12 protein-coding genes are annotated in these 15,822 nt (G+C 70.9%); 9 read left to right on the forward strand and 3 right to left on the reverse strand.

The annotated features are described in order from the left end of the window. Positions 1 to 138: 138 nt before the first annotated feature. The 3 genes from DW309_RS16280 (at position 139) to DW309_RS16290 (ending at position 4,158) form a co-directional block, all read left to right on the forward strand. Positions 139 to 2,103, forward strand: coding sequence for a M13 family metallopeptidase (locus tag DW309_RS16280; RefSeq protein ID WP_136045958.1), 1,965 nt, complete (start codon positions 139 to 141; stop codon positions 2,101 to 2,103). 110 nt (positions 2,104 to 2,213) lie between these two features. After that, positions 2,214 to 3,179 carry a serine hydrolase gene (locus tag DW309_RS16285; RefSeq protein WP_136045959.1) on the forward strand — a complete coding sequence of 322 codons (966 nt, stop codon included), beginning with the start codon at positions 2,214 to 2,216 and terminating at the stop codon, positions 3,177 to 3,179. A 220-nt stretch (positions 3,180 to 3,399) separates the two neighbouring features. Then, positions 3,400 to 4,158 carry a hypothetical protein gene (locus tag DW309_RS16290; protein ID WP_136045960.1) on the forward strand — a complete coding sequence of 253 codons (759 nt, stop codon included), beginning with the start codon at positions 3,400 to 3,402 and terminating at the stop codon, positions 4,156 to 4,158. 299 nt (positions 4,159 to 4,457) lie between these two features. On the opposite strand, the gene DW309_RS16295 is transcribed toward DW309_RS16290, so the two are convergent. Further along, the gene (locus tag DW309_RS16295) at positions 4,458 to 5,897 is read right to left on the reverse strand and encodes an MFS transporter (protein ID WP_136045961.1); all 1,440 of its coding nucleotides are present in this window, start codon (positions 5,895 to 5,897) and stop codon (positions 4,458 to 4,460) included. Positions 5,898 to 5,958: 61 nt separating this feature from the next. Between DW309_RS16295 and DW309_RS16300 the strand changes: the two genes are divergently transcribed. From DW309_RS16300 to DW309_RS16310, 3 genes are read left to right on the forward strand one after another with little or no spacing between them, the layout of a single operon-like run. After that, the gene (locus DW309_RS16300; RefSeq protein WP_136045962.1) at positions 5,959 to 7,284 is read left to right on the forward strand and encodes an alpha-hydroxy-acid oxidizing protein; all 1,326 of its coding nucleotides are present in this window, start codon (positions 5,959 to 5,961) and stop codon (positions 7,282 to 7,284) included. Between the two features lie 32 nt (positions 7,285 to 7,316). After that, complete coding sequence (locus DW309_RS16305) at positions 7,317 to 7,937, forward strand: hypothetical protein (protein WP_136045963.1); 621 nt, start codon at positions 7,317 to 7,319, stop codon at positions 7,935 to 7,937. 49 nt (positions 7,938 to 7,986) lie between these two features. Next, positions 7,987 to 8,676, forward strand: coding sequence for a GNAT family N-acetyltransferase (locus tag DW309_RS16310; protein ID WP_136030761.1), 690 nt, complete (start codon positions 7,987 to 7,989; stop codon positions 8,674 to 8,676). A 25-nt stretch (positions 8,677 to 8,701) separates the two neighbouring features. Here DW309_RS16310 and DW309_RS16315 read toward each other — a convergent pair whose 3' ends face one another. Further along, positions 8,702 to 10,171: a peptide MFS transporter gene (locus tag DW309_RS16315; protein ID WP_136045964.1), complete on the reverse strand. Its 1,470-nt coding sequence runs from the start codon at positions 10,169 to 10,171 to the stop codon at positions 8,702 to 8,704. A 115-nt stretch (positions 10,172 to 10,286) separates the two neighbouring features. On the opposite strand from DW309_RS16315, the gene DW309_RS16320 reads away from it, so the two are divergent. Continuing rightward, positions 10,287 to 11,672 carry a glycine--tRNA ligase gene (locus DW309_RS16320; RefSeq protein WP_136030756.1) on the forward strand — a complete coding sequence of 462 codons (1,386 nt, stop codon included), beginning with the start codon at positions 10,287 to 10,289 and terminating at the stop codon, positions 11,670 to 11,672. Positions 11,673 to 11,680: 8 nt separating this feature from the next. On the opposite strand, the gene DW309_RS16325 is transcribed toward DW309_RS16320, so the two are convergent. Further along, a complete protein-coding gene (locus DW309_RS16325; protein WP_136045965.1) occupies positions 11,681 to 12,637 on the reverse strand; it encodes a helix-turn-helix transcriptional regulator in 957 nt (318 codons plus the stop codon). A 67-nt stretch (positions 12,638 to 12,704) separates the two neighbouring features. On the opposite strand from DW309_RS16325, the gene DW309_RS16330 reads away from it, so the two are divergent. After that, positions 12,705 to 13,838 carry an epoxide hydrolase family protein gene (locus DW309_RS16330; protein WP_136045966.1) on the forward strand — a complete coding sequence of 378 codons (1,134 nt, stop codon included), beginning with the start codon at positions 12,705 to 12,707 and terminating at the stop codon, positions 13,836 to 13,838. A 254-nt stretch (positions 13,839 to 14,092) separates the two neighbouring features. Continuing rightward, positions 14,093 to 15,808, forward strand: a complete 1,716-nt coding sequence (locus DW309_RS16335; protein ID WP_136045967.1) for an ABC-F family ATP-binding cassette domain-containing protein — start codon at positions 14,093 to 14,095, stop codon at positions 15,806 to 15,808. Positions 15,809 to 15,822: the final 14 nt, after the last annotated feature.

Below are 15,822 nucleotides of genomic sequence, written 5' to 3' on the forward strand. Positions count from 1 at the left end.
CCCGCGGGGTCGCATCGTCGGCAGAGGCCGCCCCCGCGCGTCCGCGTCGCCGGCTGTTCGGGCGACGGCCGCGCTGATCCGTGTCGGGGCGTGTCCGCCCTCGACACCGTGGGGGACCCCCGTCATAGGCTGGAGCGCATGACCGACGCGCTTCCCGTGGGCCTCGCCCTCGACGAGTTCAGCCCCGACATCCGCCCGCAGGACGACCTGTACCGTCACGTGAACGGCGCCTGGATCTCCCGCACCGAGATCCCCGGCGACAAGGCGCGCTGGGGCTCCTTCCACCTGCTGGCCGAGCAGGCGGAGAAAGACGTCCGCACGATCATCGAGGAGTCGCAGGACGCCGAGGAGGGCACGCTCGCCCGCAAGATCGGCGACCTGTTCGCGAGCTTCATGGACACCGACCGCATCGCGGCCGCCGGGGTCGAGCCGCTCGCGGAGACCCTCGCCGAGATCGACGCGATCGCCGACATCCCCGGCTTCCTGCGCACCGTGGGGGCGTACGACCGTGACGGTCGCGCCGCGGTGATCGGCCTCTACGTCGACGGCGACCCGGGAGACCCGGAGCGCTACATCCCGGTGCTCGTGCAGGCCGGGCTGTCGCTGCCGGACGAGAGCTACTTCCGCCTCGACACCTTCGCCGACACGCGCGCCGCGTACCGCGCCCACCTCGAGCGCCTGCTGTCCCTGGCGGGCATCGCCGACGCCGCGGACCAGGCCGAACGCTCCATCGCCCTGGAGACCGAGCTCGCGGGCCACCACTGGGACAACGTGCGCAGCCGCGACGCGGTCGCCACCTACAACCTCAAGACCTGGGACGAGCTGCAGGAGCTCGCGGGCGTCGACCTCGCACCGTGGCGCGAGGCCGTCACGCCGTCGAACCCCTCCGCGTTCGACGAGGTGGTCGTGTCGCAGCCCAGCTTCTTCGAGGGGCTGGGTGCGCTGCTCACCGCCGAGCGCCTCGACGACTGGAAGGCCTGGCTGCGCGCCAAGGTCGTGCACGCCGCCGCGCCCTACCTGACCGACGACCTGGTGCTGGAGAACTTCTCGTTCTACGGCACCGAGCTCACCGGCGTCCCCACGATCCGGGAGCGCTGGAAGCGCGGCGTCTCGGTCACCGAGGGCGCGCTCGGCGAGGCGATCGGCAAGGTGTACGTCGAGCGGCACTACCCGCCGACGGCGAAGGCCGCGATGGACGAGCTCGTCGGCAACCTCATCGAGGCGTACCGGCAGAGCATCGAGACGCTGGAGTGGATGACGGCGGAGACCCGGCAGCGTGCGCTCGCCAAGCTCGACGCGTTCACGCCCAAGATCGGCCACCCCGAGGTGTGGCGCGACTACTCCAGCCTCGTGATCGACCGCGAGGATCTGCTCGGCAACGTGCGTCGCGCGGCGACCTTCGAGCACGACCGCAACATCGACAAGGTCGGCAGGCCCATCGACCGCACCGAGTGGCACATGCCGCCGCAGATGGTCAACGCGTACTACAACCCGTCGATGAACGAGATCGTCTTCCCCGCCGCGATCCTGCAGTATCCGTTCTTCGACGCGGGTCGCGACGCGGCCGCGAACTACGGCGGCATCGGCGCGGTCATCGGACACGAGATCGGTCACGGCTTCGACGACCAGGGCAGCCGCTACGACGGCGACGGACGTCTGCAGGACTGGTGGACCGACGCCGACCGTGCCGCGTTCGAGGAGCGCACCAAGGCGCTGATCGCCCAGTACGACGAGCTCGTCCCTGAGGGGCTGGACGCGGAGCATCACGTGAACGGCGCCCTCACGATCGGCGAGAACATCGGCGACCTCGGCGGTCTGGGCATCGCGCTCCAGGCGTACGAGCTGTCGCTGGGTGGGCAGGAGGCGCCGGTCATCGACGGCTACACGGGCGTGCAGCGGCTGCTGCTGTCGTGGGCGCAGGTCTGGCAGCAGAAGAGCCGGGAGGCGGAGACGCTGCGGCTGCTCACGATCGACCCGCACTCGCCCAACGAGTTCCGTTGCAACCAGATCGTGCGCAACATCGACGCGTTCTACGAGGCCTTCGACGTGACGCCGGACGATGCCCTGTGGCTGCCCGAGGCGTCGCGGGTGACCATCTGGTGACCATTCTCCTCAGGCTGTGAGGTGTCCCCCGGCGGTGGGGTTACGATAGCCCTGCCGCTGGGGAGCGACTCCCTTGGCATGCCGATCAGCCCCCTCCCGAAGGATCACGCGTGGCCGCACTCGAGCCTGGCGACGGGTTCCGGAACTCCCCGGTCCCCGAGTCGATGGGAGGCGCGTCCGCGTCATCGAGCGGGCGCCGTTCGCAGCAGCGCACGAGCCGTCGTCTGCCCCGTCGGGCCGCCCTCGGCCGCCGGTCGTTCACGGCCACGCTCAAGGCTCTCGAGGGCCTGGCCGATGCGGGCGCCCAGGTGTCGGTGCACGTGGTTGACCTCGACTCGCACGTGCATGTCCTGGCGGGCGACGACCACGTCACCATGCCCGTCGGCGGCCTCGGGGTCGTCCCGCTGCTGATCGAGGTCGCGGCGGCGTTCGAGTCCGGAGCGCTCGACCCGCTCGAGATCGTGGAGCGCGCGAGCGTCGACGCGGTCGAGTCGTCCGGGTTGTGGCGGCACCTGCGGGCTCCCGCGCTGCCGCTGGAAGATCTGGCGGTGCTGGCCGCGACCGCGGGCGACCCCATCGCGGTCAACATCCTGTTGGAGAAAGTCGGGCACGACCGGGTGCGCGAGCGCATCGAGGGGCTCGGCCTGCGCCGCACCGCGCTGCTCGACCGGTTCCGTGACCGCCGGGGCCCCGACGACGCGCCGCAGGTGGCGGTGGGGTCGGCGCGCGAGTTCGCCGGGCTGTTCTCCGCGCTCGTCAACTCCCAGGTGGTCGACGCCGCGGTGAGCGCGCAGGTGGCCGAGTGGCTGAGCCTCAACCAGGACCTGAGTCTGGTGGCTTCCGCGACCGGGCTCGACCCGTTCGCGCACGACCACGACGCGCACGGGCTGCTGTTCGTGAACAAGACCGGCCGCGACCGCGGTGTCCGCGCCGAGGCGGGCGTGCTGGCGGGACCGCGCGCGGGCGTCGGCTACGCGCTCATCGTGTGCTTCGACGACCTGTCGATCACGCACCGCCTGCGTGCGCACGACGCTTTCCGTGTGCTGGGCGTCGAGCTCATGGAGTACACCCACTGACGCGACCGGCAGGGCAGCTCTCGACGAACCAGCCACTCATGTCCTCCGAAAGGTGGACAGAAATGTGACGCATGACATGTAACACTCTACATGTCCACTGAGCTCACCCTTCGTCCAAACTCGATGCGGGTGCGCCCGAAGAGTTCAAGGAGATCAGCATGCGCTCAACGGATTTCGGGGTCCCGGGATCGAGCGGGAAGGTCGACCAATGAGGCGGGGTTTGCAGATGTTCCTCGGCGCTGCCGTCGTACTTTGCACGGCACTCGCGACGGTGTCGCCCGCCAGCGCGCGAGAAGACGTGGCGGCGACGCCGAAAACGAGCGGTAGCGTCGCAGGTGCCCCTCCCGCAGGAGCGGTGGGCGGGGACGCATCGATCAATGCGCTTGTATCGCGGATCAATCAACTCGTGGCCGCCTACGACCACGACGCGCACCGGTTTGATCTCGCTGCAGTGCCGAGCGAGGTCTTGAACAGCGACGAAGGGCAGGCGTTCCTCGCGGTTGTGTCTCTGGGAGAGGCTGGCGCAAGCCCCGCCGAACTGAGTGAGGCATTTGCAGAGTTGCGCGACGGACTCCGAGAAACGAACGCACCCTCGTCGGTGGAGATCGATCGCAATGGCGTCGTCTCCACCTATGAGCTCGCGCCCGGGATGACCATCGTCTTTCCGACGGCTCTGGCCGCGGGAAGTGCGGTCCGCGGCCTCATGAGGGCGGCGGTGGTTGGCGGTGCTGACCCCTGGCCGTACATCCAGCTCACGAAAGCCGAGCAACAGGCAATGGTGACCGGCGCATCTGGTGCGTTGGTCGCAGCGATCTGTGCGCTGCTCGCGCCGACCACCGCCGGTGTCGGTTGCGGCGTCGGTGCCGCTGTGATCGCAATGATCGTGGGAATCATCGTCGCCAATGGGGTATGCCCGTACAACCGACAGATGAGGATCTATCCGCTGGTCGGGCCGACTGGATTCAGTTGCCAGCGATGAAACGGAGACGAATGAGGCCGGCGCTGTTCGCGACACTTGTCATCGCACCGATCGTCGTCCTTCAGGGATTCTTCGTTGCGGTAGGGCTCTGGGCTGCATCGATCGAGTTGCTGTCCGTGCTCGCAATCGATGCCGGATTCTGGGTTGTGACCTACGTCCTCTGGTCTCAATCGGGTCGCATTCGCCATTGATCCGGCCCGCACGCAGCGCACAGACTGGAGAGGCTCGCGCACGACGCGTTCCGTGTGCTGGGCGTCGAGCTCATGGAGTACACCCACTGACTCGTCGCGCCGAGGGCGTCACTCGGGCAGCGACGGATGCTGCTCGGCGGCGCGGCGCCGCGGGATGAACAGCGACAGCACGACCGCGAGCACCCCGGCCGCGATCGCGAGCCAGAAGCACACCTCGAACGCGCTGCGCGTGGGGACGGCCACCCCGTCGACGTCGACGCTCATGGCGGCGAGGACCCCGCCCATCACGGCCGAGGCGGTCGAGGTGCCCACCGAGCGGAACAGCGCGTTGAGCCCGTTCGAGGCGCCGGTCTCGTTCGCCGGCACCGAGCGCATGATGATCATGGGCATCGCGGCGAACGTGAACCCGATGCCGATGCCGATGAAGATGTTCGCGACGAACACGTGCCACACGGCCGTGGACCACAGCAGCACGAACACGTAGGCGAGCACGATCGCGATCGCGCCCACGGTGAACAGGGGGCGCGGTCCGACGGTGCGCTCCAGCCAGCCGGACAGCGGAGAGATCACCATCATCACCAGGCCGGCCGGCATGATCACGAGCGAGGCCGCGACCATGTCGAGCCCGAAGCCGCCGCCGACCACTGGCATCTCCAGCATCTGCGGGAACGTGACGTTCGACGCGAACAGGGCGAAGCCCATCCCGATCGCGGCGATGTTGGTGAACAGCACGGCGGGCCGCGCGGCCACGCGCAGGTCGAGCAGCGGATCCCTCGTCCTGAGCTGGTACCAGCCCCACACCAGCAGCACGGCGACGCCGCCGATCACGCACGCGAGGGTCACGGGCGACGTCCAGCCCCACTCGGCGCCGCGCGACACGAAGAGCAGCAGCCCGGTGAGGCCGATCGCGAGGCCGACGGCGCCGAGCACGTCGAGCCGACCGGGGGAGCGGAGCACGTCTTCCGGCACGACCGCGAGCACGAGCGCGAGTCCGGCGACGCCGAGCGCTGCGGCGAGCCAGAAGAGCATGTGCCAGTCGGCGTTCTCGGCGAGCAGGGCAGCCACGGGCATGCCGATCGCGCCGCCGACGCCCATGGTCGCGCTCATGAGGGCGACCGCGGTGCCCAGGCGCTCGGGCGGGAGCACGTCGCGCATGATCGCGATGCCCAGCGGCACCACGCCCGTCACGGCGCCCTGCAGGGCGCGGCCGATGATCACGCCGACGATCGAGCCGGACACGGCGGCGATCACGGAGCCGAGGATCAGGATCGCGAGCAGCACGATGACCACGCGGCGCTTGCCGTACATGTCGCCGAGGCGGCCCGAGATCGGGGTGGCGACGGCGGCGACGAGCAGCGTGATCGTGACGACCCACGTGGTGTCTTCGCGCGAGGCGTTCAGCAGCTGCGGCAACTCGGCCTGCAGCGGCACGACGAGCGTGAACATGAACGACGAACACAGCCCCGCGAAGGCCAGCACCGCGATGATCGCCCACCGGGGCGGGGTGCGGGAGAGGCGCTTCCTGGCTCTGTCGTCGCTCGCACCCACCGGCCCAGGCTATCGGCCCGTGCGCGGTGCGGGGCCGTTCGGCCGTGGCTAGCATGTGGTCATGGTCACGAGCAGCGTCGCTCCGGACGATCCCGCCGCCCACCGCGGCATCTCCCGGCGTACCCAGTCCGACATCTATCGCGCCGGGATCAGCGGCACCCGACCGGCCGTCCCGGTCGCTCCGGCCGCGCTGGAGGAGGCGGCGCGGAAGACGCTGAGCGCCGAGGCCTTCGCGTACATCGCCGGGGGTGCGGGAGCGGAGCACACGGTGACGGCGAACCGGGCGGCGTTCGATCGGTGGCAGGTCTGGCCGCGGCCGCTGCGCGACGTCAGCGAACGCGACCTCGGCGTCGAGTTCCTCGGGACACGACGGACGAGCCCGCTGATCCTCGCGCCGCTCGGGGTCATGGAGCTCGCGCACCCCGACGCCGACCGTGCGGTCGCCCGCGCCGCCGCTTCCCTCGGCGTCCCGTACACGCTGTCGAACCAGGCGTCGCTCCCGATGGAGCACGTGGCGGCCGCCGCGCCGTCCGGGTCACGGCTGTTCCAGCTGTACTGGTCGTCGTCGGACGACCTGAACCGTTCCCTGCTCGCCCGCGCCGCGGCGTCCGGCTGCGAGGCGATCGTCGTCACGCTCGACACGCACCTGCTGGGGTGGCGCACCCGGGACCTCGACCTCGCCTACCTGCCGTTCACCCGGGGCCTGGGCATCGCGCAGTACACCAGCGATCCCGTGTTCCGCGAGCTCGTGCGACAGCGGGCGGCCGCCCCGAAGAGCGATGCCTCCGCGGTGAAGGTCACCCCGACGGCGGTCGCCGCCGCGCTCAGCATCGCCAGGAAGGGCGCGGCCCTCACCGAGGGCGGACGCCTGCGCGACAACCTGCGCTCGCCGTTGCCGCGGGCGGCCGTCGAGACGTTCCTCGACGTGTTCTCCACCCCCGCGCTCACGTGGGACGACCTCGCGAAGGCGCGCGAGTGGACCACGCTGCCGATCATCCTCAAGGGCATCGTGCACCCGGACGATGCGCAGCGCGCGCTGGACGCGAGCGTGGACGGCATCTGGATCTCCAACCACGGCGGACGCCAGATCGACCGGTCCGTGCCCACCCTCGACGTGCTGCCGACGATCGCGGAGCGGGTGGCCGGGCGGGTGCCGATCGTGTTCGACTCCGGGGTGCGCGGCGGCGCCGATGTCGCGATCGCCCTCGCGCTCGGCGCCACGGTGGTCGCGCTCGGCCGGCCGTACGCGTACGGCCTCGGCATCGCGGGCGAGCAGGGGGTGCGCGAGGTGGTGCGGAACGTGCTCGCCGAGCTCGACATCACCCTCGGCCTCGCCGGGCTGACCGCGGTCGCGCAGCTCGACCGCGATGCCCTGCGCGCCGTGTGACCGGGTGGACAGTGCCGTGGTTGCATGAACGGATGAGCGACGACGCCCCACCCACGCAGCACCCGGCCGATTCCCCGTTCCACCGCCGACTGCCGATCGGAGAGGTGCTCGACGCCTCGGCGATCGCCGACGGTATGCCGTGGGCCTTCGAGACGGTGACGATGCGACCGCTCGAGCCGATGCTGGTGCCGGAGGAGCCGAGGGCGGGGGAGCTCGACCCGCGCGAGTGCGGGCACTGCGGTCCGAGCCCGCACACGATCTGGCACGACGACCTCTGGCAGGTGCGCGCCGGCTGGGACGTCGGCGGCCTGCCGTTCATCGGCGGCGTCGCCCCGCGCGAGCACTGGCTGCTCGAGGACGCCCCGCATGACGTGCTCGCGGCGCTGGGCCCGCTGCTGCAGCGGGTGTCGCAGGCGGTGAAGAGCGTCCCCGGGGTCGCCCGCTGTCACTTCGGACGCTGGAACGATGGTTCCGCGCACTTCCACATGTGGGCGATGGGGCGCCCCGCCGGCATGATGCAGGGGCGCGGCGCGGTGCTCGCGTTCTGGGACGAGATCCTGCCCCCGCTGCCGCCCGAGATGGCGTCGGAGCACCTCCGCATCGTCGCCGATGCGCTCGCCGCGGGCGGGGGAGAGGCGTTCCCGTACCGCTGAGGCCCGCCCGGGTTTCCGCGAACCCGCCGTGGAGGGGCAGACTGGAGCCGTGCGTACCATCCGTGACCTCGACACCGTTGAACTCATCCTCGACGCGCAGGGCCTGCTCGACTCCATCCGGGGTCCGCAGCGCGTGGTCGATGCCGGCACCCTCCGCGCCCTGCAGCAGTCGGGCAACTACGTCGTCGGGTTCTTCGACGGCGAGGGCGATGAGGAGCGCATGGTCGGTGCGTCCATCGCGTTCTTCGGCGAACCGGCCCGCCGGGCGATGCACTCGCACATCACGGCGCTGCTGCCGGAGTACCGCGGCCGCGGCTGGGGTCGCGAGCTGAAGGAGCACCAGCGGCAGTGGGCCTTCTCGCGCGACGTCGGCCGCATCACGTGGGTGTTCGACCCGCTCGTGGCCCGCAACGCGCACTTCTTCTTCTCGGTGCTCGGGGCCCGCGCCACCGGCTACTCCGTGAACCGCTACGGCATCTTCGGCGGCGGTGACGCGGGCGACGAAAGCGACCGGCTCGATGTCGAGTGGGCGCTGGCCGACATCGCCAAGCCCCCGGCCGACGGCGACGTCGTGGAGACCCTGGAGATCCCGGACGACATCGAGGCGATGCGGGTCTCCGACCCGGCGGCCGCGCACGAGTGGCGGCTGCGGCTGCGCGCGCAGATGGAGGGTCTGCTCGGCAGCGGTCTGCGGATCGCCGGTTTCGAGTCGGGGCGCGGCTACCTGTTCACCGCCTGAGCCCCTCGCGGGGTGACGGCGCGGTTCAGCGCACGCCGCGCATGAGGCGCAGCACAGGCTTCACGCTCAGCAGCATCCCGACGCCGACGAGGATCGCGATCCCGCCGAGGATCGAGAAGAACGGCACCTCGTTCTCGGGGTCGTAGAACTGCACGAGCCACCCGGCGATCGCCGTGCCCAGCGCCACCGACAGGAAGAACAGCGCCACCATCTGCGTGTGGAACACCGCGGGGGCGAGCTTGGTCGAGGCGGAGAGCCCGACGGGGGACAGCAGCAGCTCGGCGACCGTGAACACGAAGAGGATGCCGACGATCGCCAGCAGCGGCGTGGAGTTCTCGCCGCCCCCGGAGAACGGCAGGAACAGCAGGAACGCCGCGCCCATGATGATGGCGGCGAGCCCGAACTTCACCGGCGTCGACGGCTGCCGGGTGCCGAGCTTGGTCCAGATCGCGGCGAAGACGCCCGACAGGATGATGATGAACACCGGGTTGATGGACTGCACCCACGACACCGGCATCTCCCACCCGAACAGGTTCCGGTCCAGGCGCTTGTCGGAGTAGACGGTCAGCACGGTGAACTGCTGCTGGTACAGCGACCAGAACGCCACGCTGGTGAGGAACAGCGGGACGAAGCTCCAGACGCGCGAGCGCTCGGTGGCGTCGATGCGGTGGCTGGACAGGATGACCGCGAAGTAGGCGATCGCCGCGACGATCGTGCCGATGATCACGATGAGTGCGAGGTTGTCGGCGTGGACCAGCCCGGTGAGCACGCACACGGCGATGACGAGCACGGCGCCGCCCGCGATGATCCCCACCAGCGGGTAGCGCGAGCGGGGCAGGGGGTTGGGCACCTCGCGCGCCGTGTCCGGGAGCCCGCGCCGTCCGAACGCGTACTGCACGAGGCCGAGCGTCATCCCGAGCGCGGCGAGTCCGAAGCCCCAGTGGAACCCGAGCGTGGACTGGAGCAGACCGGTGAGGATCGGCCCGAGGAAGGCGCCGAGGTTGATGCCCAGGTAGAACAGCGAGAACCCGGCGTCGCGGCGCACGTCGTCCGGGGTGTAGAGGGTGCCGACGACGGCGGTCGCGTTGGCCTTGAGGCCGCCGGAGCCGAGCGCCACGAGCACGAGTCCGACCCCGACGCCCACGAAGCCCGGCAGCAGGGCGAGCGCGAGGTGCCCGGCGACGATCACCATCGCGCTCACGAACAGCACGCGCTCCGAGCCGAACAGCCGGTCGGCGAGCCAGGCGCCGAGGATCGTCGCGAGGTAGACCGAGCCGCCGTACGCGCCGAGGATCCCGCCGGCCGCGGCCTCGGGCAGACCGAGACCGCCCTGCGTGACCGAGTGGTAGAGGTAGATGAGCAGGATGCCCTGCATGCCGTAGAAGCTGAAGCGCTCCCACATCTCGACGCCGAAGACGTGCACGAGGGGCCAGGGCTGCCCGAAGAAGCGGGTGTCCTCGTCGCGGGAAGCGGGCTGTCGCTCGGTGGTGCTCATGCGTGGGACGGTACTCTCCGGCGGCGACCGCGGCCAGGGGGCGCGCTGCGACCACCGATAGAATGGGGATGCCCGTGCTCACGGGCGTTCTCCGCATCCGACCATTGGAGCCACCGTGGCCGAACAGTCCCGTCTTGACAAGGTCATCGCCCTCGCCCGCCACCGCGGGTTCGTGTTCCAGGCGGGTGAGATCTACGGCGGTTCCCGGTCGGCTTGGGACTACGGACCCCTCGGCACCGAGCTCAAGGAGAACATCCGTCGCCAGTGGTGGCAGACGTTCGTGCGCGGCCGTGGCGACATGGTCGGCCTCGACTCCAGCATCATCCTGCCCAAGCGCGTGTGGGAGGCGTCGGGTCACGTCGCCACCTTCACCGACCCGCTGGTGGAGTGCCTGCAGTGCCACAAGCGCTTCCGCGCCGACAACCTGATCGAGGACTTCGAGGCGCGCAAGGGCCGCAAGGCCGAGAACGGTCTCGCCGACATCCCGTGCCCGAACTGCGGCACCAAGGGCCAGTACACCGAGCCCAAGGCGTTCTCCGGTCTGGTGAAGACGTACCTCGGCGTGGTCGATGACGAGTCCGGCCTGTACTACCTGCGTCCCGAGACCGCGCAGGGCATCTTCGTCAACTTCTCCAACGTGCTCACCGCGAGCCGCAAGAAGCCGCCGTTCGGCATCGGCCAGGTCGGCAAGGCGTTCCGCAACGAGATCACCCCCGGCAACTTCATCTTCCGCACGCGCGAGTTCGAGCAGATGGAGATCGAGTTCTTCACGCCGCCCGCCGAGGCCCCGCAGTGGTTCGACCACTGGGTCGAGGCGTGCTGGAACTGGTTCATCGACCTCGGCATCGACCCGGAGAACATGCGGCAGTTCGACGTGCCCGAGGAGGACCGCGCGCACTACTCCGCCGGCACGATCGACGTGGAGTACCGCTTCGGTTTCGCGGGCAAGGAGTGGGGCGAGCTCATGGGCGTCGCCAACCGCACCGACTACGACCTCTCCAGTCACAGCGAGGCGTCCGGCCAGAGCCTGACCTACTTCGACCAGGCGACGGGCGAGCGCTACACGCCGTACGTGATCGAGCCGTCGTTCGGCCTCACGCGGGCCATGATGGCGTTCCTCGTCGACGCGTACGTGGAGGAGCAGGTGCCCAACGCCAAGGGCGGCACCGACACCCGCACGGTGCTCAAGCTCGACCCGCGTCTGGCTCCCGTCAAGGCCGCGGTGCTGCCGCTCAGCCGCAACGAGAACCTGTCGCCGCTCGCGCGCGAGGTGGCCGACACCCTGCGCGGCTCGTGGGCCGTGGACTTCGACGACGCCGGCGCGATCGGTCGCCGCTACCGTCGTCAGGACGAGATCGGCACCCCGTTCTGCGTGACGGTCGACTTCGACTCGCTCGACGACCGGGCTGTCACGGTGCGCGACCGCGACACGATGGCGCAGGAGCGGGTGCCGATCGACGGCCTGCACGCGTACCTCGCGGAGCGCCTGCGCGGGGCCTGAGTCCCGGGTCAGGAGCCCGCGACGGCCCTGGCATACCGCTCCGACAGCAGCTGGAGTCGGGGCAGCAGTTCGGGCGGCGACTCGACCGTGAAGTCCATCATCAGCATCCCGATGTAGGCCGCGATCGTGTCGAGGCTGTCGGCGCCGGTGACGAGGATGCAGTGTTCCTCGTCGACCGGCTCGACCACGCCGACCGCGGCGTGGATGCGGTCGAGCACGGCCTCGGCGGGCGCGTCGATGCGCAGTCGCGCGTGCACCTGCCAGCCGCTCACGGCGATGGTGCGCATGGCGAACGCGGTGTAGTCGCCCCCGGGCAACGGCTGCGGGTCGAAGCGGCGGCGCGTCGGCATCCGCAGCTCCATCCAGTCCACGCGGTACGTGCCCCATTCGCTCGTCTGCGGGTCGCGGGCCACGAGGTACCAGCGTCGCACCCAGGTGAGCAGGCGGTACGGCTCGACCAGCACGGGGCGGCCGTCGTAGCCGAAGCGCAGCCACTCCTGGTCGCGGATCGCTCCCGCGACGGCCCGCAGCACGGCGGCGTCGACCTCCGGGTCTGGCGCGTCGGTGTCGTTGTTCTCCGGCGCGCGGTCGACGCTCGTGCGCAGTGCGTCGACGGTGGGGCGCAGGTGCGAGGGGAGGACCTGTTCGAGCTTGGCGAGCGCTCTCGCGCCGGAGTCGGCGATGCCCGCGATGCCGGCGGCGGCGCGCAGGCCGACGGTCACCGCCACCGCCTCCTCGTCGTCGAGCAGCAGCGGGGGGAGCTTGCCGCCCGCCCCGAGCCGGTAGCCGCCGGTGGAGCCGCGACGGGCGTCGACCGGGTATCCGAGTTCGCGGAGGCGCTCGACGTCGTGGCGCACGGTGCGGGGTGAGACGCCGAGCCGCTGCGCGAGCTCGCTGCCGGATCGCTCCGAACCCGTCTGCAGCAGGGCGAGCAGCGCCAGGAGCCGTGCGGTCGGGTCCGCCATGAGGCCTCCGAAAGTCGCCGAATAATTAGGAACGTATCCAGCCTAATGGGCTTCTATCGTCGGAGACATGAACACCACGACCCTCGCCTTCCGCCCCTTCTCCGTCGACGTCTCCGACGCCGAGGTCGCCGACCTCCGCGACCGCCTCGCCCGCACGCGCCTGCCCCGCACCGCGCCCGTCGACGACTGGGACGCCGGCACCCCGAACCACTTCCTGCGCGAGGCGCTGACCGCGTGGCAGGAGTTTGACTGGGCTGCCGCGCAGGAGCGGCTCAACGCCCACCCGCAGTTCACCACCGAGATCGACGGCCAGACGATCCGCTTCCTCCACATCCGCTCGCGGCACGAGAACGCGACCCCGCTGCTGCTCGCACACACCTACCCCGGTTCCTCCGTCGACTACCTCGACCTCATCGACCGGCTCACCGACCCCGAGGCGCACGGCGGTCGCGCGGAGGAGGCGTTCCACCTCGTGATCCCGGATGCCCCCGGCTACGGTTTCTCGCAGCCGCTCGCCTCCGCCGGGTGGACGGTGGGGAAGGTCGCCGCCGCGTACGACCGGCTCATGCGCGGCCTCGGGTACGACAGCTACGGCATCCACGGCTCCGACAACGGCGCGATGGTCGCGCGCGAGCTCGGGCTGCTGGCGCCGGAGGGCTTCCTCGGGTTGCACGTGCTGCAGCTGTTCTCGTTCCCTTCGGGCGACCCCGCGGAGTTCGAGAAGCTCGAGCCGCATGACTACGCGGGACTGGAGCACATGCAGTGGTTCCAGTCGGTGGGCGGCTACAACGCGATGAACGCCTCCCGTCCGCAGACCGTCGCGGTGGGCCTCAGCGATTCCCCGGTCGGGCTCCTCGCCTACAGTGAGCTGTTCACCTCCTTCGGCAACGGCACCTCGCTCGTGCCGCTCGAGAGCATCCTGCTGGAGGCGAGCGTGAACTGGTTCGCGAACGCCGCCTCGGGCATGAGCCGCAGTTACCTGGAGAACGCGCGCGCCGAGGCCGAGCCGCAGGTCAACCACGCGCGGACCGGGGTCGCGGTGTTCGCGGACGACTTCCAGACCATCCGGGTCTTCGCCGAGCGCGACAACGACAACATCGTGCACTGGAGCCGTTTCGACGAGGGCGGGCACTCCGCCGCGCTGGAGCGCCCCGATCTGCTCGCCGCCGACCTCCGGGTCTTCTTCGCCGACCCGCGCTGACCCCTGCCACGATCGCCCCCGCGCCCCCACGCGCGGGGGCGATCGCGTGCCGACCCTGGCGCCGGGAGCCCGAGGCTGCTACGGTCTCTCTCCGTGGGTACTCTGATTCGCTAGATCGGGACACTGCGTCGAGACGTCTTCTCCGCGGTGGGTCCTGAGCGAACGTGTCCTCTTGTGACGCGATCGAGGTCCGTTTCCCCTGCGTCGTCCGACGCGTTTCCGCGGTGCCGTCCGCACCGCAGCGAGGACCCCTCATGTTCCCTGTACTCCCTTCCCCTTCTCCCTCCACCGTCCCGGCGATCCGTCCGCACCGCGTGTGCGAACTGCGCGCGGCCGGCGTGCGCTTCGCCGCGCACCGGGTGCTCGACGGGATCGATCTCGTCGTCGGTCCCGCGGATCGTCTGGCGATCATCGGCGACAACGGCGCCGGCAAGTCCACACTGCTCGAGCTGCTTGCCGGAACGCTCGCACCGACCGCCGGGGAGGCGCGGCTGCACCTCCCGGGCGGTGTGGCCCACGCCCTCCAGAATCCGGAGTTCCCGCCGGGGGCGACGGTCTCCGCGGCGATCGACGACCTGCTGGGCGACCTGCGCGCGCTGGAACGCGAGCTCGCGCGGGCCTACGAGCAGCTCGCCTCGGCCCTTCCCGCCGAGCAGGCGCAGCGCCTGGCAGCCGTATCCGACCTGCAGGACCGTTTCGAGACCAGGGCCGGCTATGACGTCGACCACCGCATCGACGTCGCGCTCGACCAGCTCGGCGTCGGAACCCTGGACCGCACGCGTCCCGTGGCCGCGCTGTCCGGCGGGGAACGTGCCCGGCTCGCGCTCGCGGTGGCACTGTCCTCCCGCGCCGAGCTGCTGCTGCTCGACGAGCCGACCAACGATCTCGACGAGCACGCGCTCGCCTGGGTCGAGGAGCGGATCGCCGCGCACCGCGGGGCCCTGGTCGTGGTGACCCACGACCGCGACTTCCTCGACCGCTTCGCAACCGCGGTCGTGCATGTGAGCGACGGCGGCATCCGCCGCTACGGCGACGGCTACCCGGGGTTCCTGCGGGCGCGGGAGACCGAGCGACGACGACTCGCGGAGCGACACGAGGCGTGGAAGGCCGAGGTGGCCCGCACCGAGGAGCTGCTCGCGACGAACGCGTTCCGCCTGGACGCGATCCCGCGCAAGCTCGAGCTCGACGGCTTCGGTCACGGCGCCTTCCGCGCCCGTAGCCGCGACCACGGCGCGGTCGGGCGCATCCGCATGGCGAAGGAGCGACTGTCTCGGCTGCGGGAGGATCCGGCGCCACCCCCACCCGAGCCGCTGCGGTTCGTGCTGCCGGACGGCCCGGCTCCGGACGCGGATTCGTCCGGCGAGGACGACGCCCTCGTCACGCTGCACGATGTCGTGTTCCAGGAGCCGGGCCGCCGGCTCACCGTGACCGCGTGGACCGTGGCGCCGGGTGACCGCTGGCTCGTGACCGGTCCGAACGGGGCAGGCAAGACCACGCTGCTCGACCTCCTCGCGGGCGAGCTGAGCGCCGCATCGGGTTCGATCGATCGGCGCCCGGGACTCCGTGTCGCCCGGCTGCGGCAAGACGTGGGGGCGGCCGCACGGGGCTCCGCGGTGGAGGTGTTCGCGCGACGGGCGGCGGTGCCCCCGAGCGATGCCCGTGCGGCTCTGCTCGCCCACGGCCTGTTCCGCGAGGACGAGATCGAGCGCCCGGCGCGGGCCCTGTCGGTCGGGCAGCGGCGGCGGCTCGACCTCGCGGTCGCGCTGGCCTCCACGTTCGACGTGCTGCTGCTCGACGAGCCGACCAACCACCTCGACCCGGAGCTGGTCGAGCAGCTGGAGCGGGCGCTCGACGACCACCCGGCCGCGGTCGTCACGGTCTCGCACGACCGGCGGTGGCTGCGGCGGGCGCGCCAGCACGGTGCCGCCGCGGTCCGTGTCACGGAGGGTGCGGCCGTGGTGGCGTCGTGACCCGGCGGCCGCGG

The sequence above is a fragment of the Microbacterium sp. K41 genome, assembly GCF_004794395.1.
In the GTDB taxonomy this organism is placed as follows: Bacteria; Actinomycetota; Actinomycetes; order Actinomycetales; family Microbacteriaceae; genus Microbacterium; species Microbacterium sufflavum.

Bases quoted from the DNA above. Each gene is read 5' to 3' on its own strand.
- DW309_RS16315 (WP_136045964.1), bottom strand. From the start codon at position 10,171: ATGAGCACCACCGAGCGACAGCCCGCTTCCCGCGACGAGGACACCCGC.
- DW309_RS16335 (WP_136045967.1), top strand. From the start codon at position 14,093: ATGTTCCCTGTACTCCCTTCCCCTTCTCCCTCCACCGTCCCGGCGATC.
- DW309_RS16305 (WP_136045963.1), top strand. From the start codon at position 7,317: ATGAGCGACGACGCCCCACCCACGCAGCACCCGGCCGATTCCCCGTTC.
- DW309_RS16325 (WP_136045965.1), bottom strand. From the start codon at position 12,637: ATGGCGGACCCGACCGCACGGCTCCTGGCGCTGCTCGCCCTGCTGCAG.
- DW309_RS16300 (WP_136045962.1), top strand. From the start codon at position 5,959: ATGGTCACGAGCAGCGTCGCTCCGGACGATCCCGCCGCCCACCGCGGC.
- DW309_RS16280 (WP_136045958.1), top strand. From the start codon at position 139: ATGACCGACGCGCTTCCCGTGGGCCTCGCCCTCGACGAGTTCAGCCCC.
- DW309_RS16330 (WP_136045966.1), top strand. From the start codon at position 12,705: ATGAACACCACGACCCTCGCCTTCCGCCCCTTCTCCGTCGACGTCTCC.